Origin of the sequence: Algoriphagus litoralis, assembly GCF_003259255.1 — a bacterium.
Lineage (GTDB): Bacteria > Bacteroidota > Bacteroidia > Cytophagales > Cyclobacteriaceae > Algoriphagus > Algoriphagus litoralis.
Genome location: NZ_QGOL01000007.1, coordinates 285,742 through 306,750, shown reverse-complemented (window position 1 = coordinate 306,750; position 21,009 = coordinate 285,742). Strand labels below are relative to the sequence as shown.

General features: G+C 44.6%; 19 protein-coding genes and 1 other RNA gene. 6 read left to right on the top strand and 14 right to left on the bottom strand.

Annotated elements, in window-relative coordinates:
- Positions 1-66: 66 nt before the first annotated feature.
- Positions 67-1,107 (top strand): hypothetical protein, encoded by a 1,041-nt coding sequence (locus DK188_RS09020; RefSeq protein WP_111670483.1) that lies wholly within the window; start codon positions 67-69, stop codon positions 1,105-1,107.
- Between the two features lie 628 nt (positions 1,108-1,735).
- On the opposite strand, the gene DK188_RS09015 is transcribed toward DK188_RS09020, so the two are convergent.
- The 5 genes from DK188_RS09015 to DK188_RS21450 all read right to left on the bottom strand — a co-directional run bounded on the left by DK188_RS09015 (position 1,736) and on the right by DK188_RS21450 (position 7,307).
- Positions 1,736-2,692: a DUF1295 domain-containing protein gene (locus DK188_RS09015; protein ID WP_198672991.1), complete on the bottom strand. Its 957-nt coding sequence runs from the start codon at positions 2,690-2,692 to the stop codon at positions 1,736-1,738.
- A gap of 137 nt (positions 2,693-2,829) precedes the next feature.
- Complete coding sequence (locus DK188_RS09010; RefSeq protein ID WP_111670482.1) at positions 2,830-3,285, bottom strand: RES family NAD+ phosphorylase; 456 nt, start codon at positions 3,283-3,285, stop codon at positions 2,830-2,832.
- 5 nt (positions 3,286-3,290) lie between these two features.
- Positions 3,291-3,752 (bottom strand): type II RES/Xre toxin-antitoxin system antitoxin, encoded by a 462-nt coding sequence (gene parS / locus DK188_RS09005; protein ID WP_111670481.1) that lies wholly within the window; start codon positions 3,750-3,752, stop codon positions 3,291-3,293.
- A 352-nt stretch (positions 3,753-4,104) separates the two neighbouring features.
- Positions 4,105-7,068: a DNA polymerase III subunit alpha gene (locus DK188_RS09000; RefSeq protein ID WP_111670480.1), complete on the bottom strand. Its 2,964-nt coding sequence runs from the start codon at positions 7,066-7,068 to the stop codon at positions 4,105-4,107.
- A complete protein-coding gene (locus DK188_RS21450; RefSeq protein WP_157963201.1) occupies positions 7,005-7,307 on the bottom strand; it encodes a hypothetical protein in 303 nt (100 codons plus the stop codon). The genes DK188_RS09000 and DK188_RS21450 overlap by 64 nt, the downstream gene beginning before the upstream one ends.
- A 221-nt stretch (positions 7,308-7,528) precedes the next feature.
- Here DK188_RS21450 and DK188_RS08990 point away from each other — a divergent pair, with 221 nt between their 5' ends.
- From DK188_RS08990 to DK188_RS08975, 4 genes are all read left to right on the top strand, one after another.
- A complete protein-coding gene (locus DK188_RS08990) occupies positions 7,529-8,023 on the top strand; it encodes a hypothetical protein (protein ID WP_232825700.1) in 495 nt (164 codons plus the stop codon).
- Complete coding sequence (locus DK188_RS08985; RefSeq protein ID WP_111670477.1) at positions 8,020-9,468, top strand: CCA tRNA nucleotidyltransferase; 1,449 nt, start codon at positions 8,020-8,022, stop codon at positions 9,466-9,468. The genes DK188_RS08990 and DK188_RS08985 overlap by 4 nt, the downstream gene beginning before the upstream one ends.
- Before the next feature lie 2 nt (positions 9,469-9,470).
- Positions 9,471-10,178, top strand: a complete 708-nt coding sequence (locus tag DK188_RS08980) for a tetratricopeptide repeat protein (RefSeq protein WP_111670476.1) — start codon at positions 9,471-9,473, stop codon at positions 10,176-10,178.
- Between the two features lie 179 nt (positions 10,179-10,357).
- Complete coding sequence (locus DK188_RS08975; RefSeq protein ID WP_111670475.1) at positions 10,358-11,749, top strand: purple acid phosphatase family protein; 1,392 nt, start codon at positions 10,358-10,360, stop codon at positions 11,747-11,749.
- Between the two features lie 353 nt (positions 11,750-12,102).
- On the opposite strand, the gene DK188_RS08965 is transcribed toward DK188_RS08975, so the two are convergent.
- The 6 genes from DK188_RS08965 to ffs form a co-directional block, all read right to left on the bottom strand.
- Positions 12,103-13,311 (bottom strand): S8 family serine peptidase, encoded by a 1,209-nt coding sequence (locus DK188_RS08965; protein WP_198672990.1) that lies wholly within the window; start codon positions 13,309-13,311, stop codon positions 12,103-12,105.
- A 133-nt stretch (positions 13,312-13,444) separates the two neighbouring features.
- Positions 13,445-14,818: a S41 family peptidase gene (locus DK188_RS08960; protein WP_111670473.1), complete on the bottom strand. Its 1,374-nt coding sequence runs from the start codon at positions 14,816-14,818 to the stop codon at positions 13,445-13,447.
- A 247-nt stretch (positions 14,819-15,065) separates the two neighbouring features.
- On the bottom strand, positions 15,066-15,776 hold the full coding sequence (locus DK188_RS08955; protein WP_111670472.1) for a cell division ATP-binding protein FtsE: 711 nt from the start codon (positions 15,774-15,776) through the stop codon (positions 15,066-15,068).
- A gap of 3 nt (positions 15,777-15,779) precedes the next feature.
- Positions 15,780-15,983 (bottom strand): fructose-6-phosphate aldolase, encoded by a 204-nt coding sequence (locus tag DK188_RS08950; RefSeq protein ID WP_111670471.1) that lies wholly within the window; start codon positions 15,981-15,983, stop codon positions 15,780-15,782.
- Positions 15,984-16,037: 54 nt separating this feature from the next.
- Entirely contained in the window at positions 16,038-16,697 is a 660-nt protein-coding gene (gene fsa, locus DK188_RS08945; protein WP_111670470.1) for a fructose-6-phosphate aldolase, read from the bottom strand.
- Between the two features lie 230 nt (positions 16,698-16,927).
- Positions 16,928-17,014: signal recognition particle sRNA small type (gene ffs / locus DK188_RS08940), an RNA gene on the bottom strand.
- A gap of 136 nt (positions 17,015-17,150) precedes the next feature.
- Here ffs and DK188_RS08935 point away from each other — a divergent pair.
- A complete protein-coding gene (locus DK188_RS08935; protein ID WP_111670469.1) occupies positions 17,151-18,791 on the top strand; it encodes a M28 family metallopeptidase in 1,641 nt (546 codons plus the stop codon).
- 94 nt (positions 18,792-18,885) lie between these two features.
- Here DK188_RS08935 and DK188_RS08930 read toward each other — a convergent pair whose 3' ends face one another.
- The 3 genes from DK188_RS08930 to DK188_RS08920 form a co-directional block, all read right to left on the bottom strand.
- Positions 18,886-19,446, bottom strand: coding sequence for a pentapeptide repeat-containing protein (locus DK188_RS08930; protein ID WP_111670621.1), 561 nt, complete (start codon positions 19,444-19,446; stop codon positions 18,886-18,888).
- A gap of 104 nt (positions 19,447-19,550) precedes the next feature.
- Positions 19,551-20,363, bottom strand: a complete 813-nt coding sequence (locus tag DK188_RS08925) for a creatininase family protein (RefSeq protein WP_111670468.1) — start codon at positions 20,361-20,363, stop codon at positions 19,551-19,553.
- 51 nt (positions 20,364-20,414) lie between these two features.
- Positions 20,415-20,975 (bottom strand): hypothetical protein, encoded by a 561-nt coding sequence (locus tag DK188_RS08920; RefSeq protein ID WP_111670467.1) that lies wholly within the window; start codon positions 20,973-20,975, stop codon positions 20,415-20,417.
- Positions 20,976-21,009: the final 34 nt, after the last annotated feature.

The window sequence follows — 21,009 nt, the reverse complement described above, 5'->3', positions numbered from 1 at the left end:
AATAGCTTGGAATAGAGGGCTCAAAAAAAAGCTGTAATTTGAAACAGCTATTTCAATCCAAATGCTATGAAAAAGACCTTTTTGCTGTCGCTACTGTTTTATCTTTTTTCTGCGATTTCTTCTTTTGGTTTTCAAAATGGAAAGTTATTTAAGACCGATGATCCATTGCCTGTAAAAATGGCGTTTTCGGTAAAAGAGCTAAAGAAAACCACCAATGATTCCACTTTCATGGATTCCTTTATCTTAATCGAGTCAAGTCCTGGAAAATGGGATTCGATTCCTATGGAAATGAGAACAAGAGGGAATTTCCGATTGGACAATTGCTTCTATCCTCCCATACGGCTGAAGTTCAAGAAAAAGGGAATAGACGGAACTGTCTTTGAAAAAAACAAAAGCCTTAAGCTGGTGATGCCTTGTCAAAAAACTAAAGGGAATGATTCCTTTATCGGAAAAGAGTTTTTGGCTTATCAGCTGCTGGAGGACATCACCCAGTATAATTTTGAAACCCGCCTCGTGAAAATTAAATTCATCAATCTGGATGATAAAAAAGCAGAGGAAATCGAGCTTCTGGGTTTTTTTATCCAAGATGATGATGAAGTCGCTGATCGATTTGATGGGAAGATTCTTGAAGGAAGAAAGATCCCGCCCTCATTCATGCAGGATTCTGCAACGGTACGTCAGGATTTTTTCCAATTTATGATCGGCAACACGGATTTTTCCACACTATTCCTACATAACCAAAAGGTGCTTCAGCTGCCTGATGAGACGGTAATTCCACTGGCCTACGACTTTGATATGAGTGGATTAGTCAATCCTCCTTATGCCCAAGTCAATACTCAACTGGGAATAAAATCGATTACAGATCGATTGTACCGGGGTTTTTGCAGGGATGAGGCGTTTTTGGAAATGATCAGGCAGGAGTTCTTGGCCAAGGAAAATCAATTCTGGAGTACAGTCGATCGCAATCAAGCATACATTTCAGAGGTTGATCTTAAAGCCACAAAGAGTTTTCTTTCTGGATTTTTTGATGTGCTAAAAAATGACCGACTCTTCAAGGAAAAAATTCTTCAATCCTGCCGGTCTAGTGACGGCTCTGTCCAAAACTAATAAGCTTGTTTTTATTGCTTTTGGCAGAAATTACTAATCGATTGACGCGATGAGTTGTGATTCTCGTTTTTTGCAATTTCCGCATAATTGACTCTTCATCTGGCGTATTTTTCACTAATTAAATCAAGGACGCTAGTCCTATTTTTTATACTGCTAGAGGTATTTCTGAGTAATTTTCAATATCAATTTCGAGGAAAAAGCAATTTTAAGATAAGGGTATTTTTTGAGACTGACTTTTAGGACTAATCGAGAAGATAAGGAGTCGACTCCTTTTCAATTAAATTTTTCTCTACATTTTTTTATTTTCCTTTTCTCTCCATCCGTCAGGTGACCTCAGGGCGTAGCTTCAAAGACAATCCATCTAATAGTGAAAAATAGTTTTGGTAAATCACGAATCATGGTTACTGTTTTCAGTAATTTGGGATACGGATTAGAGGATCCAAAAACAAAAAGCTGTTATTTTCTTAAATTCCTGTTGAAAAATTGCCTGTAGAGGGAATCCTGTTTGAACTAGAATCAAGACTTGGAGCGCTGCTGGAAGAAGCTGGAAATGAGCAAATCCAATCTCCGTTAGATGTTATCCATTTATTCGAAGGTAAAATTCTAGTTTAATTCGTTGCTTCCTAATTTAGGAAGTAGGAGCTGGGCTTTTCGCAGGTTCAGTTTTGGTGCCGGGTATAAAACGAGGGACGCGATTTTGATAATTTTTGTATTCAGGATACTTGGACGCACTGATCTCTTCACTAAAATTGGAACTACCCTGAAACAGGATTAAAAGCAGCATTGCCCCTACCACAGACCAGTTGAGCAATTGTCCCGATACGATAACAGAAAAAAAGTAAAAACAAACCCAAATGCCCTGTTCGCCTAGGTAATTGGGATGGCGGGAGATGGCCCAAAGTCCCTTATCCAGAAATCCTTTGGCAAAGTCTCCATGAAGTAATTTGCCTTCACGGATCAGTTTCCATTTTTCACTTTGAAACTTCCAATGCTGCTCATCCGCCACGCTCTCCAAGGCTAAAAAGAACATCACCCCGGCTGCCACAAACATGTCCCAAATTCCCAATGGTATTCCATCAAACTGAAGTGTGACCAACATAGGCAACGTAAATAATAGGATCAGAATATTTTGGTATCCAGAAATGAAAAAGAGGTTGAATAAGGTCCATTTCCATCGAGGCTGGAATTCCGGCTTTTTTCTCAGGATTTCCCAGCGATAGTCTTCCTCACCTTCCCAAAATTTCCACCGATAGGCCCCTTTCCGCGCAAAATTGTATGTGAGTCTTGCACCCCAAGCTGTCACTAATGTGGCCATTAATACCATCCTCGGACTGAAATCCCCCTGGTAAGCCATCACCCAAGCATAGATTATTGGTAAGATGCTCCAGTATTTATCTACTTGACTGTTGTTATTGGTGAGTTCCCCGACGATGAAACAGTAGGCAATGGAAAAGCCGCAGATTTTCATCAGCAGACTAAGCGTTTCCCATTCTTTTTCTCCTAAAGGAATCCCAAAAAAATAACTGAAAACCGGTACAACCAATAAGGTGAAAATCAGGATTAGTGCAGTCTGGAGAATTTTCATGTGCGGTTGGATTTGGACTCAAAATAAGTGAAAACTGAAAATTAACAAATCCCTAAACTCCATTCATTGATCGTTTTCAGACCAAATGGGTTATTAAAAAATATGCTTTTCAGTTTTTTTGAAGCGCGTATTCCAACTTAGCGCAAGATCTGCTTATCCAGTTCAAGAGGATAAACTTTAAATTGAAGCAAGTTGAAGTTTTCAGAAAGTGGATTGATGACATAATTCAAGGAACTCGGATCCACCACAGAAGGAACAGCAAAGCAAAGAACACCTGACTTCAATAACCCATTTCCAAATTCCATTGAGGCGCGTACTGCAGGGATTTGATTCCAATCCAAAGGTAGTTCCGCCATTTTGGGAATAATAAGAAACTGGTCGGGAATGGTGATTTCCATAACTGAATACCGGATATATCTTTCTGAGGAAAGCAATTCAGGATCAATAGTCAAGCGCTCAAGTAATGAAGCAGAGACGCTCGACCCCGCATAGATTGCCGGAGTTCCCGGGAGATTCCATCTACCTCCGTAGATTTTGGCGCCTTCGCCACTTGCGTCACAGAATTCGGTCAGTGCAAGTCGGTAGACTTTCATTAGGGTCAAATTGCAATCCCGTGCTGTAGTCGCATAATCTCCGCCTTGAGGAGGTCGATGCCAGCCGAAACATCGATCAGATCAAGCGGGGTGCGATTACCGAGTGAAAAAAGCGGCCGCTCCATCCATTTTCGGAAACCTTCACGACCAAAATAATTAACTCCAATCGCATATAGCTCGGCCAACTCATATAGTCGCTCTGACTGACCGGTGTCAAAGACATCTTTGCGCTGCAGGGTCTTGGCAGATACTCCCAAGGCGTCGGCCAAGGTATTGTAATCCAAACCCGAAAGCTCCTTAAAGCTCTCAAAGGAACTTTTGTCAAGGCCATTGCGAAAGGTATCTACCCGACTGAGGGGCTCATTCAACCCATCAAAATCCACTCTCAAAATGTCCTGAACAGACAAATGGGCCTTTTGATAAACTGCTAGGGCAGGCTCGCTGACTTTGGAGATTTTCTTTGCCATGATTCGATTCGGTAAATTGTCTCTTAAGATAACGTAATTTGTCCTGATTTGATTGATTTTTCTAAATATTTTTTGCAGTGCTTAAGAAGGGTCAGATTTTTCCTAGGCGAGAAGGGTTCTGAGAAGTTTCTTTTAGAGGATATTGGTAAATACAGATGTGAGATAGAAGGGCAGTATTCGGTATTCAATATTTCCGGTTTGCGATGGTCTTTTCTTAAGCTTAATAACCAATATCGGATTAACTATTTCTCAATAGCTATTTTTAGCGTCTTCCTTCCTTCGCGACTAATAATCTTTTCTCCCCGCAGCCTGGCCCTTAGCTAAAAAGCTCCACTGGAGCTTTTCTTGACGCTCAGTCCTCCCCCGCATTCCAATACGCCATTCGCTCCAATAGATTCACTTCGATCGAGTAGAAGCCGAATTCTTCTACGACCTTTCCCTCGATCCGGTAGATTGCGCGGCCTTTGAAGGGGTATTTTTTCACCACAGGAGGGAAGTGCACCGTGTCGATCCAGTCGCCGTCCCGATCGAGGAATGTTCCGAAGTTCATCACCTCGCCTTTGACAGTTCGAGTGTATTTCACTGTGACGAGATAGCCGAGGATCATGACCATTTTTCCCAGATGACTTTGCAGGTCTTTTGCCTTGATACCTTGAATGCTCTGATCTTTGACGAGGTGAAAAGGGGAGTCCAGTGGAAACTCGAGGATATCGATCTGATCGAGAATTTCTTGCCGGACATCCGTATCCTCCAAGACTGGGATTTCTGGTTGGCGATTACCAAAAGATAGTCCTCCGGAGCGAAAAAGCTCATTGGTGGAGGGAATAGCCTTCTTTTTATTCAGAATAAAGTGAGCCTCCCAGAGGAGTTCCTGCTTGGTTTTTCCTGTAAATCGAAAGCAAGTGATGCGGATCAGGATCAGGAGCTGTTCCAGACTGATCGCCACCCGTGCCACAAAATCCGCCAAACCCAAAAAAGGTCCATTTTCCCGACGCTCCACGAGAATCTTTTCTACCGTCGCTTTTTCCAGAAATTTCATGTGGATCAGGCCCAGATAGACGGTCTTTCCTGTGATGCGGGTCAGGTATTCGCTTTCGTTGATGTGTGGGGCCTGAATGTCCGCACCGTTCATTCGCAGCTCATGAATGTAGAACTCCGTGTGGTAAAATCCCCCGAAGTTATTCACTACACCAACCATGAACTCCAGCGGGAAGTAAGCTTTGAGGTACAGACTCTGATAGCTCTCCACTGCAAAGGAAGCCGAGTGGCCCTTGGCAAAGGAATACCCGGCAAAGCTCTCGATCTGATACCAGACTTCGGCGGCGACTTTGTCTTCCCGACCCATCTCCTTACAGTTGCTGAAAAACTTCTCCCGAATGCGCTGAAACTCGTCTTTGGATCGGGACTTTCCGCTCATTCCTCTTCGCAGCACATCTGCTTCACCCAGACTCAGCCCGGCAAAGTAGTGGGCCACTTTGATCACGTCTTCCTGATAAACCATGATTCCGTAGGTCTCGGGCATGATCTCGGCCATCACGGGATGCGCTTGCTTTCGCCTCTCCTCATCGATATGTCGCAGGATATATTCCCGCATCATCCCAGATCGCGCTACTCCAGGTCGGATGATCGAACTGGCAGCCACGAGTTCTAGGTATTCGTCTGCTTTCATCTTGGCCAAGAGCATCCGCATGGCTGGAGACTCGACGTAGAAGGCACCGATCGTGTGACCTGTTCGGAGCATTTCCTTGATTTTCGGATCTTTTTTGAATTTGTCCACTTCCCGGATATCCACTTTCACGCCTTGATTTTGGTAGATCGTCTCGATGGCCGACTTGATGTGGCCAAGTCCCCGCTGACTCAGAATGTCAAACTTGTGCAGGCCGATATCCTCAGCGATATGCATGTCGATGTGAGCGAGAGGGAAGCCCTTCGGCGGCATGTCAGTTGCTGTATAATAGTGTATGGGCTTGTGGGAAATCAGGATCCCGCAGGCATGAATCGTCAGATGCGAAGGCATGTCGTGCAGCACCTGACTGTACTTGATGATCAGTTTGCCAAATTGATCGGGTTCATAGTCTTCCTTACTGGCAAAATGGATCAAAGACTCAATGTCTGATTTGGGTAGTCCGAAGACTTTTCCTAGCTCGCGAAAGACAGAGTTGTACTGAAAAGTGCTGTAGGAGCCCAACAGCGCCACATGTTCTTCTTTTCCCCGATTGTATTTTTCAAAAATATAATCCGTGACCTCATCCCGATCCGTCCAGCTGAAGTCGATGTCGAAGTCGGGGGGATTTTCACGATAGAGATTGATAAATCGCTCGAAGTACAAGTCCAGCTCGATCGGATCCACATCGGTGATCCCGAGGCAATAGGCCACGATGCTATTGGCGCCGGAGCCTCGACCCACGTGATAGAAGTTGCGGTGCTGCGCAAAAGTGACAATGTCGTAATTGATCAGGAAGTAGGAGACAAAGCCCTTTTGCTGGATGAGTTCGAGTTCTTTGTCGATTCGTGAGCTGACTTCCGGCTGGAGATCGGGATAGCGATGGAGTGCGCCTTTGAAAGTTTCCTGTCGGAGAAAGTCGAAGTCTTCCCAGTCCGAACCCAAGATGTCGCGACGGTTTTTGACCGCCTGAAAGTAGAACGAAAACTGACACTGCTCCAGGAGTTTTTGAGCGTTGACGAGGAGATAGCTGTGGCTTTCGCAGCGGGAGACCAAGTCGGCATAGGTGTATAATTGGTCTGTGGCGTCGCCCTGAGCTTCTTTTGGAAGCTTGCTCAGGAGTGTGTTTAGATCGATGCTGCGCAAAAGGCGATGCGCGCTAAACTGGACTTTGGACGAAAAAGTCGCCGGTTGGAGTAGGACCAGCTTCTCTTTTTTTCGAAACCAAGGGGAAGAAATCAGTCGATTGAGCTGCCCGGGATGTACGCCGATGAATTCATTTTCCCGCAGGGGAATCAGCTTGGGGGGTAGGGGATAGATGACAAAACTGTTTTCAAAGGCGGGCGCTTTGGTCCCGAATTCCTTTTTGTGGACGAGGTGATCGGAGAGGTGGCGATTTAGCTCGTAGAATCCTTCCTGATTGCGGGCCAGGCCGATGTACTGCTGTTGGGTTCCGTTGCGGAAGTCGATGCCGATCACGGGATGGATGCCGCCCTTTTGCGCAGCACGGATAAAGGGAAAAATCCCCGCCGTGCAGTTGATGTCGGTGAGTGCGAGCGCATCGAGTTTTTTACCTTTCGCCTCAGCGATCAGCGCTTCCACAGACATCGTCCCGTATTTGAAGCTGAAGTGAGAATGGCAGTTGAGGAACATTTACGATTTACGATTTTTGAATTACGAGGCTTATGAAAACCTTTGAGGTTTTTCATGCCTCGAAGGTTTTGAATTTTAAATACCGAAAGCGGAAATGCGCTTCGCGAAATATGCGTTGTGAAATAGGCTTCCTGCGGAAGCGAGATACTTCCTGTGTTGTCCCGCTTCTCCAGAAGCTGGACAAATCGTTTTGGATTGCCTGCCTTCCAGAGGGGCAGGCAAATCCCGAGGAGCTTCATCTTATAAATGTTAATTATATTAACATTTATTTGTTTATAAATTAGACAAAAGGATTGAAATCATGTCAAGCGCTTGACTGATTTTTGGAGGAAAATGTCGGGGAAGGGAGGATTACCTTTTGATTAATCCATCATGCAAAAGCGATAAAATTCATCAAAAATGCGCTTGATCACTCTGTGTTTTAGAATTTACCCGCTCAGGCCGGATAATCTGATTATTTTTGCATCAAATTATAGAAACTTTGGATCAGCAAGCTATCGTCAAGACCTTCCGAGAAACCGGCCAAGTGACCATCCGCGAAGGAAACGGAAAGAACCTCACACTCCTGAAGACGGAGAATTGGAAACCTGAAATGGGCTATGACTGGACGTTTCTCTTGTTTGATACCTTTCAGATTCGCACAGTGTGCGAGCCATTTTCCGAAGTATCGCTCGACGTGGTCGAGTTTGCCTCCAAGCCGACGATCTACCACAGTCCTGTGAGCAAAGTGCTGAAAAATGCACCGACTGAGGAGGGTAATATCCGGTTTTCCTTGATCCGAGAACCAAATTGGAACAAGCTGCTTTTCCAGATTTCGCAGCCAGTATTATCTAAAATCGACTACGTCACCGATCAGGCAGATGCCCAGACCGAACTTTATTTTCCACTTCTGAGTCAAAGTACCAAAGAAATGTTTCTGGGTCCGGAGGGGGATGTCAAAATTTTTACCCGATGAATTTCAAAACCAAGCTCGACGAGCTCGAACTATTTGGAAAAGTCGCTAATGCCAGTGCTGCACTGGGTATCAAAACCTATGTGGTCGGAGGCTATGTCCGCGACCTGATACTAAGCCGGCCAAGTAAAGACATCGATTTCACTTGTGTAGGAAGCGGAATTAGTCTTGCTCAGGAAGTAGCCAAGTCTTTTGACCAGCATGTGCCGCTCTCTGTCTTCAAGAACTTCGGTACCGCCATGCTCAAACTTGACGATTGGGAACTGGAGTTTGTAGGGGCGAGAAAGGAGTCTTATCGCCTGGAATCCCGAAAGCCAATCGTCGAAGACGGAACCCTCGAGGAAGATCTGGAGCGCCGAGATTTCACGATCAATGCGATGGCCATTTCACTCAATCCGGAGGATTATGGAGATCTCATTGATCCATTCGATGGATTGGCAGATATCAAGCGAAAGACAATCAAGACACCATTGGAGCCAGGAATAACCTTTTCCGATGATCCGCTACGGATGATGCGCGCAGTACGTTTTGCCTCACAGTTAAACTTTGACATCGAGGCGGACACGTTCTATGCCCTGACTGAGAATGCGTCGCGACTTCAGATCATTTCTGCAGAGCGGATAATTGATGAACTGAATAAAATCGTCGCCACTCCGAAGCCCTCCTATGGATTCAAGTTGCTATTTGCTTCGAAGCTACTGCATGAGTTTTTCCCCGAAATGGTCGAGCTGCAAGGTGTGGATTCAGTGGATGACAAGTCACATAAAGACAATTTCTATCATACGCTTCAGGTCTTGGACAATGTCTGTCAGATGACGGATAATCTTTGGCTGCGATGGGCAGCGATCATGCATGACATTGCCAAACCGGCGACCAAGCGCTTTAATCCAAAAGTCGGATGGACATTCCATGGACATGAAGATCGCGGAGCACGAATGACCCCCAACATCTTCAGACGCTTGAAACTCCCGATGGATGAGCGGATGAAATACGTGCAGAAGCTTGTCCGTCTACACCTGAGGCCAATTGCTCTGGTCAAGGATGAAGTGACAGATTCTGCCATGCGGAGATTGCTCTTTGATGCTGGAGATGATATTGAGGATCTGATGACGCTTTGCCGTGCAGACATCACTTCCAAAAACAATAAAAAAGTCCAACGCTACCTCGAGAACTTTGACAAAGTCGAAGAAAAGATGAAGGAAGTGGAGGAAAAAGATCAGGTCAGAAATTTCCAGCCGCCAGTCAGCGGCGAAGAAATCATGGAAACTTTTGGGCTTTCTCCCTCTAAAATCATCGGAGAAATCAAGGAGGAGATAAAAGAAGCTATATTGGAGGGCAAAATTCAAAACAATCCGGAAGAAGCCCGAAAACTCATGTTCGATATTGCCCGTAGCAAAGGCCTAACTCCAAAGGATAATACAACAAATCACCATTCAAAAATTGATTGAAAATGAAGCGCACTATTCTACTGCTGCTCCTGGCCCTTTGTGCCGGAAATCTTGCTGCCCAGACAGCCAATGATTCTATCCCAAGATTGGATCCCAAGACAAAAGCTGCGCTCAATGCAGCTGATCAGGCTGCCTACCAGGTGGCGATGAGATACAGTGATCTCGGAATGGCAAAGGCCAAACTCTATGATCTGATGATCCGCAACCCGGAAAATATCCGCTACATGGAGGCTTTAGCAAATATTTATTTTGACAACAGTCAGTTCCCGTCGGCAGCATTAGTTGCTTTGGATTTGCTGCAGCTTAACGATAAGAATGTGGGTGCATTGGAGATAGCGGCCTATTCCCTGGAGCAGCTTGGCGCACTCGATCGGGCCCTACCTCATTTTGAGAGTCTCTATTTATTGACTGGAGACAATTTCAGTCTTTACAAATCCGCTTTTATCCAATATAATCTGAAGCGGTATGAGGAAGCAATGAATTCTGTCAATATGCTGGTGAAAAACGCCAAAGCAGACGAAAAGATAGGATTCCCTAAATCTCAGACTGAAACCCAAGAAGTCAGCATGAAAGCGGCAGCCCTTAATCTGAAAGGTCTGATCTACTTGGATCAAAATTCTAAAGCAGAAGCAAAAACTGCCTTCAATGAAGCGATTTCTTTGGATGCAGGTTTTGAGCAAGCGAAAGAAAACCTCCAGAAGACCAATTAATACCATTCCCTTGAAACTAGAAAGCCGGCCTTGAGTCGGCTTTTTTTATGTGAAGTTCAGATCACTGGTGGATTAGCATATCATTATTTTCCATCAACAGGATGGCAAAAGCACATAATTTGGATAGATTGTCGGGTTAAGTTTAGCTCAACATCAGTTTTACCCAGATCCTAATCTTCATGGTGTCTTCTCGAATTACTTTCTTTCTTTCGCTTTTTCTTTTCAGCTCAGCTCCACTTTTCAGTCAAGAGACAAAAGTATACCAAGAGCCCAAATTCCATTTTGACTGGTCAAAGCCATCGGAATATCCCGACCGGATTATCCTGAACTTTGGCCAAAATCCAGCCTCAGAAGTCAATGTGACTTGGCGGACCACTACTGAAATTTCGACGGCTTTCGCAGAAATTGCCATTGCTACGGCAGCTCCGAAGTTTTGGAAAAACGGAAAGACCTTACCAGCAAAAACGGAAGTTTTGGATGCTGATTCTGTAAAAACCGCTGAGGTGAAGGCACACTACCATTCTGTTGAATTCCGCGATCTGCTTCCGGATACTACTTATGCCTATCGGGTAGGGGATGGGGAGCGCTGGAGCGAATGGTTTCAGTTTAGTACAGCTTCTGATCAGGCCGAAGAGAAGTTTTCTTTTCTCTATGTGGGAGATGCACAGAACTACGTACTGGAGCTTTGGTCCCGACTGATCCGAGAGGGATTCAGAAAGGCGCCCGATGCCAAATTTATTGTCCATGCAGGTGATTTGATCAATACTGCACATCGGGAACAGGAATGGCACGAATGGTTTACAGCAGGCGGTTTTATTCACAGCATGATCCCTGCGATGCCCGTACCCGGTAACCACGAATACCGCGCAAAAAACCAGGAAGAGACCACTCAAAAAGTCAGAAGTCTCTCTGTGCAGTGGAAGCCTCAATTCACGCTTCCATTGAATGGCCCCAAAGGCTTGGAAGAAACTGCCTACTACATGGACTATCAGGATGTCCGATTTATCTTTTTGGATTCCAACAGAGAGCATGAGCTCCAAGCTGCTTGGCTTGAGGAAATTTTAGCTAATAATCCTAAAAGTTGGACCATCGTGAGCTATCACCATCCACTATTTTCAGCCTCCAATGGTCGGGATAATGAGGCACTAAGGAATCTTTGGAAGCCGATTTTTGACAAATACCGAGTGGATATTGCCCTGCAGGGTCATGACCATGCCTATGCCAGAGGAAGGGTAGCACCGGGAGAAAACGTCATGAACGGGCTGAACATGAAAGATGTGACGGGTACAGTGTATGTCGTATCCGTATCTGGGGGTAAAATGTATGATATCGGAGACGACTGGACTGCCAAAGGTGGTCAGCGTGATCGCACCGCTGAAAACACCCAGCTTTTTCAAGTAATCACTATGGAAGGGAATCGGCTGAAATTTGAATCTTTTACGGCTATTGGGGAATTATACGATGCCTTTGAACTGGTGAAGGGTGAAAATGACCTGAATCAATTCATCGAACTCCGGGTCAATGCAGTTCCTGAAAAAACACATGCCAATACGGTTCCCTACAAAGATTAAGCAAGCGGAAAAATCATGTAGGCGATCGTTGTTGTGATCAAAGACAACAAAAAACTCAAAGCCAAAATCTTGAAATGGTTTGATTCGATGTGCTTACTTCCTCCCGTAGAATTTTGAACCATTCGCCTCATCGGCCTGACTGCTAGCTGTACTATTGCTAAACAGCCCAGAAAATAGAACAAAAACAAAATGAGAAAAGATGCTATTGCTTCCATGAAGGCAAGGTAATTCGGCTGATTTTCAGGAAAAATGACTTTTGACAGGTTTAACAATTTCTTAATCTATAAAAAAAGGAAGTCGGCTGACTTTAGCCGACTTCCATTTTCTATTCGATTTATTCTTTTAAAATCAGATTACCTTACCGCAATTGGATCTGGAGTCGAATCCTTATCCCCTGAAATTGTTCCGTCCGTACCTACTGGACCAAGCAATAGAATCCCTGCCACGTGCGGTGCAGCCATCGAAGTGCCACTAAGTGAAGCGTAGCCTCCTCCTTTATAGGTAGACTGGATTCCTACTCCAGGAGCAGCAAAATCTACCGGAGGATTACCATAATTGGAAAATGACGACAATGCACCTGTGCTCGTCATGGCAGATATGGTGAAAATGTTTGTGCCATTGACTCGGGCGGGGGAACTGTCGTTGGCATCTGCACTTTCATTGCCAGCAGCTAGTACAAATTTCACTTTGGAAGAAGCCGCGAGAATAGCCGCATCAAGAGCTTCAGAGATAGGACCTCCAAGACTCATGTTTGCCACGTCCCCTTGATTGCCATTTGCACCGACATAGTTCACACCTGCAATCACTCCAGAATAAGATCCTGATCCTCGGGCTCCCAATACTTTTACCGGAACAACTAATGCGCCGGCTGCTACACCTACCACACCTACTGTATTATTTTTTGCTGCTACCGTACCGGCTACGTGAGTTCCATGTCCATTGCCATCATCTAATCCGGCATCTTTACCACTTGTAAATGCACTGAATCCATAAGAAGCCACATTCAAATCCGGATGATCCAAGTCTATACCTGAGTCTAAGATGTATGCTTTTCCGGTCCCTGTGTAGTTAACTGGGCCGCCCACTCTTGTGATTCCCCATGGAGTAGTCTGTCCTACAGTTCCTCCTCCTCCTCCAGGCTTACCTTTTTGAGCAATTGACATAATGCGGTCAGGTTCGATGGATTTTATCGCGGGATCAGCAGCAAGTAGTGCATATTGCTCGTCAGACAGGCTTGCCGAAAACCCTTCAATAGTACTGCCATACACGTGCTCAATACTTGCCTCTGCGATTCTGTATTTAGCTAAAATCGCAGTGCTCGATTTTCTCATAGAGGCCTGTACGGCTTCATAGGTCAGGTCTTTTCTCAAGTTGAGTCCAGAGGACTTCAGCGTGACGATATACTTTCCCGGAATGATGTCTCCTGTTTGGTATTTGATGATTTCCAATGCTTGAGAATCGGGAGTCAGTGGGCTTTCTTCAGGCTGACAGGCAACGAATGTTGTCCCAAGTGTGACTGCAAGAGCCATTGTCTTCCAAGCGAAGTAGTTTGTCTTTTTCATAGAATAAGATTTGGACTGGTGGTTGATTTAAAAACTTCTGTAACAATAAGATTAGATTACGCAAAATTTTAAATAAAAAAAAGCAAACACAATTATCTGTGTTTGCCTTAGTATTTTAAGATTGATTTCTTTTTTACCAAATGGATTTTTCAATCATGGTTTCGGCCCTATTTTTCCTATCCAAGGTACTTCCTATATCCTGTCGATCCAGCTGTTGGAATCTTGCTCCAGTTGGAATCCCGGTGATTTTGATCAATGCTGTTCTCAACAATAATTCGTTCACATCTCCTAATGGACGAAGCCGCTCTTGAGATTCTTTGACGGTGATATTGGGGGTGAATCCTGTGGTGTAATCTGATTGATCCAGACTGTTGAAGCTTTGAGATATAATGGGTAGGATTCCGTAGCTATTTTCAGCATTTTCTTCATCCTCAAAGGGTACTGACCCCACGTTTTTACCAGTGGTCTTGTCTCCGATGATGTAGACATCCATGTAGGGTCTGAGACCATTGATGATCAATTCTGATGCGGATGCTGTTCGAGCAGAGGTCAGGATATAGACTCTGTTACCTTTGAGTGTATTGCCCAGATTTTGCGCTTTAGCACGGAAAGTGGTTTGGACGTTTCGCAGTTGCTCGAAATTATCCATGAGATAGGTGTTGTATTTTGTTTTTGAAAAAACACTCGTTGATCCAACACCCGGGGCAATCAAGCTAGCTAAGTTGACCGCGGAGGAGACAAATCCACCTCCATTGTATCGGAAATCTACAATAAGGTGGTCAATGTTTTCAGCCTTTAATCTCCCAAAAATTTCATCCATTTCAAGGTCATAGACGGGGTCCTGACCTGGACCTGGCGCGAAAAAGTGATAGACCACGTAGCTGATTTTCTCATTGTTGATCGTGTAGATCGTATCAAGAAAATTTGGGTTTTCAGCCAATTGGACTGCAGTCAGAGTGACTTCTGGCATCAGCACTGACCCCTGGGACTCTTCATCATATCGCCTGAAAGTAAGCGTGTGCGATTCGTCAATTTTCCCCAGTAATTCCTGGTAATTTTCCAGAGTCATCTGGGAACCATTGATTTTGGTGATCACATCGCCTCTTCTTAAGTCTACATTTGAGGCGGGACTGTTTTTCTTAATGTAAGAGATTTCTGCAATAACATTAGTGGAACTCTGACTTTCCCTATACAGGATAAATTCATAGCCAGCATCCAGAGTCACACCATTTAGTGAATTGATCAGTTCCTGATAATCAGGGTAGATTACTGAAAAACGATCCGTAGGTCTAAAAAGAAGGGATTCAAAGTAATCTTCAGGGTCTGAATTCTCTGCGATGGGAGTGCCTAAATCATCCAGCCAAAGGTAGACCTCATCCATGACATTTAGGATCCAACGGTTTACAGCTTGATTTGAATCTGGACTTACTGCAGGTGGTTCATCTTCTTTGCATGAAAATGCGATCACCACAAGGGACAACAAAAGGAGTGATTTGGCGAGCTTCATATGGTTATATTTTTTTTTGCAGATCTATGGAATCTCGCCCTGATCATCATGCCAGGATGCGTCATTCACGGCGTGCTCGATTTCATGTGTTTATAATTAGTTACTCATTGGTCGCATGCAATACCTCGGGGTAATTTGCTTCTGTTTGTGAAGCCATCTCTCGTGGTTATTTCATCGGTGATTCATAAGTTCATTCAAAACGCTAGTCTTCAGGGTGTTGTTTTGCTCTAATCTTAATTTTTCAAATTCAAAAAGAGGAACCAAAGGAAATGTCGTGGAGCTGACTGTCCAGAAGTTTTCCTTTTTCACATTTCAAAACCCTATATGGAAACTTACGGAGCAACTCATGATTGTGCGTTGCCATCAGGATCGCAGTTCCTTTTTTATTGATTTCCTGAAAAAGCTTGAAAATCCCGTCTGCAACATCGGGATCAAGATTTCCGGTAGGTTCATCGGCCAGAAGAATTGAGGGTTCATTGAGCAAAGCACGGGCAATCACTACACGTTGCTGTTCCCCTCCGGAAAGTTGATGTGGCATTTTTTGCAAGGCATCCGTGAGGCCAACCTGAATCAACACTTCTCCGATTCGCTCTTTGATTTTGTTTGGATCAGTCCAGCCGGTAGCTTTCAGGACAAAGGATAAATTTTCACGAATTGTGCGATCACTGAACAGCTGGAAATCCTGAAAGATGATCCCTATTTTTCTTCTTAGAAAAGGGACTTCGCTGTTTTTGATTTTGGTCAGCGAATAGCCAACGATCTCAGCCAGACCAGATTGGAGTCGGAGATCTGCATACAGGGTCTTGAGGAGAGAGCTTTTACCGCTTCCGGTCCGACCGATCAGAAATACGAACTCGTGCTGCTCTACTGAAAAGTTGACATCGGAGAGCACTGGAGTCTCTCCTTGAAAAATAGTGGCCTGCGTCACTTGGAGAACAGGTTTGGTACTGAAATCCATAGGTTAAAGGTCTAGTTTTTGAAGTTTTCCAAAAGGGAGATTCTTGATGATTTCTTCGAGTTGAAGCTCCTTGCCCTCCAAACCGAATTTTTCAATGTTTTTTAGCGGCCTGTCTGATCTGAAATAGGCCACCAAAACGAAATTTTCATCTCGAATCTGGATGTAATCCGGGATTTTTGCTTTCCCTTTTACTTTGATGATATACATAAGGGTAGATTGAAAAAGAGGCTGGTTCTGGGTAGAATCAGCCTCTGAGAAGTTTTATTTTCCGGCTGCTTTGGCATGATCCGCCAGAAACTGTGCCAGACCTGAGTCAGTAAGTGGGTGCTTGAGCAATCCGGTGATTACTTTAAGCGGGCAAGTAACCACATCTGCGCCAAGTTCGGCACATTTGATCAAGTGCATTGTATGTCTGACAGAGGCAGCAAGGATCTCAGTCTCAAAGTCATAATTCTGGTAGATGTGTGCAATCTGTCCGATCAGTTCCAATCCATCATAGGAGATGTCATCCAATCTTCCAATGAATGGAGAAAGGTAAGAAGCACCGGCCTTGGCAGCCAGAATCGCCTGACCTGCTGAGAACACCAAGGTGCAGTTGGTCCGGATTCCTTCACTGTGGAAATATTTGATCGCCTTGATTCCGTCTCTAATCATCGGGATTTTGACGACGATTTTATCATCGATTTTTGCAAGCTCTTTGCCTTCGCTGATCATTCCGGCGTAGTCAGTAGCGATCACTTCAGCAGAGACTTTGTCATCTACTATGTCGCAGATTGCCTTGTAATGGGCTCGTACTTTTTCATCTCCGGTGATGCCTTCTTTAGCCATCAGTGAAGGATTGGTAGTCACACCATCCAGTACTCCGAGATCATAAGCTTCGCGGATTTCGTCCAGATTGGCTGTATCAATAAAGAATTTCATAAGATATTTATTTGGTTTAAAAGGTCTTATGAAATCTTGCATGGATTTTATTTTCCCTCTGTTAGTGTCATAGGGTCATGCTCGATTTCATGAAATAGGTTTTTTGGTGAATACTTAAGTAACGTACTTAAGCGAAAGATTGATTTACTTTTGGCTTGTGAGCAAAGTTAGAAGATAAATCAGGATTAGGAATTCCAAAAAGTAGATCTGTCGGAAAATTTAAGGCAAAAAAAGAAGCGGCATCGCACCGCTACAACCGCTTACCCTTGCTTCCTTCCGGACCTGGGGGATTCAGCAGGAGCTGGTCGTGCCGCTAGGCCACAAAGGTAAGGCAAATTTTACTTGAAGCAATGCGCCATTTCTAAAATGACGCTATACTACAGGAAATCAACTGGTAAAAGTTTTAACTTGGGTCACAAAACTGATTTATCCCCACCATCTTCTCTTTATAGTATGAAAAAGTCAATTGTATTTGCTTTTATCGTTGCCATAGGAATCTCTGCCTGCCAAGCTCCCAAAAAGCCAACTTACCAATTTCAAGTTTCGGACCTGGAAGCTAACCTGATCACACTTTCTTCCGATGAGTTTATGGGAAGGATGCCTTTCACCGAAGGGGAAAAAATCACCACTTCTTTTTTAGAATCAGAATTCAAAGCATTGGGTCTGGAGCCTGGAAATGGAGATTCCTACTTTCAGGATGTTCCGATGGTCTCGATTGTGAGCAAACCTGTTGGGAATATGGAATTGAAAAAATCCGGCCAAGGAATATCTCTCGAAGGGTTTAAGGATTTTGTCATCTGGACGCAGAAGACAGATTCCCTTGTGGAAATCAAAGATGCAGAAGTTGTATTTGCCGGATTTGGCATTGTGGCTCCTGAGTATGGATGGAATGACTACGCTGGATTGGATGTCAAAGACAAAATCGTCGTGGTCTTAGTCAATGACCCCGGATTCGGAACAGAGGACTCTACATTTTTCAAAGGAAATACCATGACCTATTACGGTCGATGGACTTACAAATACGAGGAAGCAGCACGACAGGGCGCTTTGGGTTGCCTGATTGTTCACAATACCATCCCGGCTGGATATGGCTTTAATGTGGTGCAGGGCAAACACAATCAGCCGATTCTATATCTGGACGATCGGGGAAATGAAGTCTACAAAACAGGATTTGAAGGTTGGATCACCCTTCCTTCAGCCAAGAAACTATTTGAATTTGCTGGGCAGAATGATGCTGAGCTTTTGGCGAAAGCCAGAAAACCCGGCTTTCAGGGAATTCCGCTGGGAGTAAGTTTGAGCACTACGATCGAGGTGGAAGCAGAATATAATGTTTCCCAAAATGTGGTGGCCAAAGTCACCGGCAAAACCAAACCCGATGAATACCTAATCTACACCGCGCATTGGGATCACTTTGGCATCGGCAAACCCGATGAAACGGGAGACAGCATCTACAATGGTGCATTAGATAATGCTTCGGGAACTGCAGCGCTTTTGGCTTTGGCCAAAGCTTTCAAAACCGATGCACAGCCAGACCGCACTGTTATTTTTCTCGCAGTCACTGCTGAGGAGCAAGGGCTTTGGGGTTCGGCATACTACGCTCAAAACCCGATTTATCCCAAAGAAAAGACTGTAGCTAATATCAATATGGACGGAATCAATCCGTACGGGAAAATGAAAGACGTCTCCATCATCGGCGCAGGGCAGAGCGAAATGGAAGACTTGCTCAATGTGGAATTGGAAAAACTCGGCCGCTACAGCGCTCCCGAACCTAATCCTGTAGCTGGTTATTATTTCCGCTCAGACCACTTCAACTTTGCCAAAATCGGGATCCCGGCTTTGTATTTCGGAACGGGAATCGATCATTTCGAAAAAGGAAAAGAATACGGAAAATCACTGCAGGAAGACTATGTGGCCAATTATTACCACAAGCCAAACGAAGAATATGATCCCGAACGCTGGAATCTGGATGGAGCTGTAGATGATGTGCAGTTGCTTTACCACGTGGGAAAAAACCTCGCCAATTCAGACAAATGGCCGGAATGGAAAGCCGGGTCGGAGTTTAAAGCGGTAAGGGATGGGTATATGAAGAAATGAGCAATGGGCAATTCTCAATGACCAATGATCAAATTTTTGATACCCTTGAAAATTGTCCCGATGGTTCGGGATGAGTTTGAAAATTGGTCATTTCTCACCCCACCTTAATTCCCCATTTCCCCAACAATCCAGGCAAACCCTCCAAATCAAATCTGGCGCCTTTGATCCTATTGGTCTCAGGATCAAGGCGGTAGTTTTGGGCTTCACGGAAGTCGGCTTTTTCCAGATTGGTGCGGTCAAAAACGACTCCGCTGAGGTCCGAACCCTGAAAGTCTGCACCACTGAGATCAGCTTGGGAAAAGTCCACCTCCAGCATTCGGCAATTTTTGAAAATGGATTTTTTCAGTTTGAGGTTGAAGTAGTTGCAGTAGTCCAACTGACAGCCTTGAAAATTGAATTCCAGCAAAAATGGGTTGGCTACGTTGAAGTGCACACCGAGGATCTTGCAGGACTCAAATTTCACCTGCCTGAAACTGACCGAAGAGACTTTCGCATTGCTCAAATCACAGTTTCTAAACGTGCAATTCTCAAAGCTACTGCCTTGGAAATTGAAGTTTGAAAAGTTGCATCCGACAAAGGAGCAGGCCTCGTACTCGCCAATTTGGAAGTCAGTGGAGGAGAGGTTTTGGTAGGTTTGGTCGGAGAAAAAGGACATGTTTTTGTAATTATTTTTCTGAATCACTTCGCTATTCGATGTTCAACATTCGGCATTAATTAAAAAATATAGAATATCGAACGCTGAATGATGAATTCCGAAGATTACAATCCCGCCAAATCCCACTTCCTAATCGTCTCCTTGATCAATCCAGCGACCTTTGCATTCACTTTTTCGAAATATTCCTTGGCCTGTTTTTCATCAAAATTAGGATATCCCTGACCTTCCTGATACAATCCGATAGAAGAAGGAAAAGGAACTGCGGACCAAGTGCCTGTTTTAGGATAGGCTGTGGCTTGATCGGCGTTGTACCGCTCTTTGTGTACCAAAGTCGGGTCAATTGCCTGAATATAGGCTGTTTCATTCAGTCCGGCATGGCCACCGTCTTCTTTGAAAACTTCCAAGGTCACATCTGAGGCATAAGACCACCAGTTGATCACCAGTGTTCGGACCCCAAGTTCATTGGCAACTTCAGCGGCTACTTTTTGCAAAACCGCAGTTTGACCACCACCGTGTCCGTTGAGAATGATGATGTTTTTGAATTTGTTTTTCGCTAATCCTTTAAGGATATCACGAATAAAAGGAGCATAGGCCTCTTCAGAAATCTGAAAAGCGCCCTGATAGGCAGCCATCGAACCGGTGATCCCGTAATTCAGCGTGGGAGCGACCATTGCATTTAACTCCTCGGCAATGTCCAAAGCCATGGCAAAAGGTGCAGTGTTGTCTGCGCCATTATTGATGACACCATGAGGTTCGAGGGTTCCTGTGGGGAGAAGGACGGTCGTGATTTTTTCAGGAACAAATTCCGCAAACTCCATCCAATTGATCCGATTCATTTCTCGGGTAGAGAGTTGCTGCTGTGCAATAATCGAACTGGCAGTGAAGAGAAATAAAAAGGTAAACAAACAGGTTTTCATAGTTGAAGGAGTTGGCCTTAAAAGTAAATGCTTTCCCTCAAAATGTAGCTATCAGTCAAAAGGCATTTCGCGAATGCCTTGCTTGAAATCGGCGACTTCTTTTTTGGCAGTTTGCCACCTACGCCAAACCAAGAAAAACAAGCCCCCTCCGATGATATAACCTAAATATGAAATCACAAAAATGGCCAGTACACCCCCTAGTACGATCAAGGCCTGCATCCACAGATTGAGGAACATTTTATCGACCTCGTTTTCATCAAAGAATAGCTGATCAGTAGAGTGGTTTTTTACAGCGAGGTAGGATCCTTTGGACTTACCTTTTTTGATTCCCCAGAGGACACTCACTTGATTTCCTTTTCTACATGCCAAATTGAAATCCTGTAGCTGAAAGGAGCGCTCCTTGCCTTCGCTGTTTGTGAGGAAAAGCTGATCATGGATCACCGTAGTAGATGAGATGGAAATCGGAGCGCTGCCACCTGTGCCTTGATAGGTTGCACCACCGCCACCGCCGCCGCTAACTCGGGTTTCCATATTTTTACCGCTTTCCTCTACTATTCCGGAAAAGTGGTGTAGATCAAAGGCCGCTGTACTACTGGGATTGAACGTTTTCATTTGCAGTGATTTAAAATGTAAAAACTAACTTAAG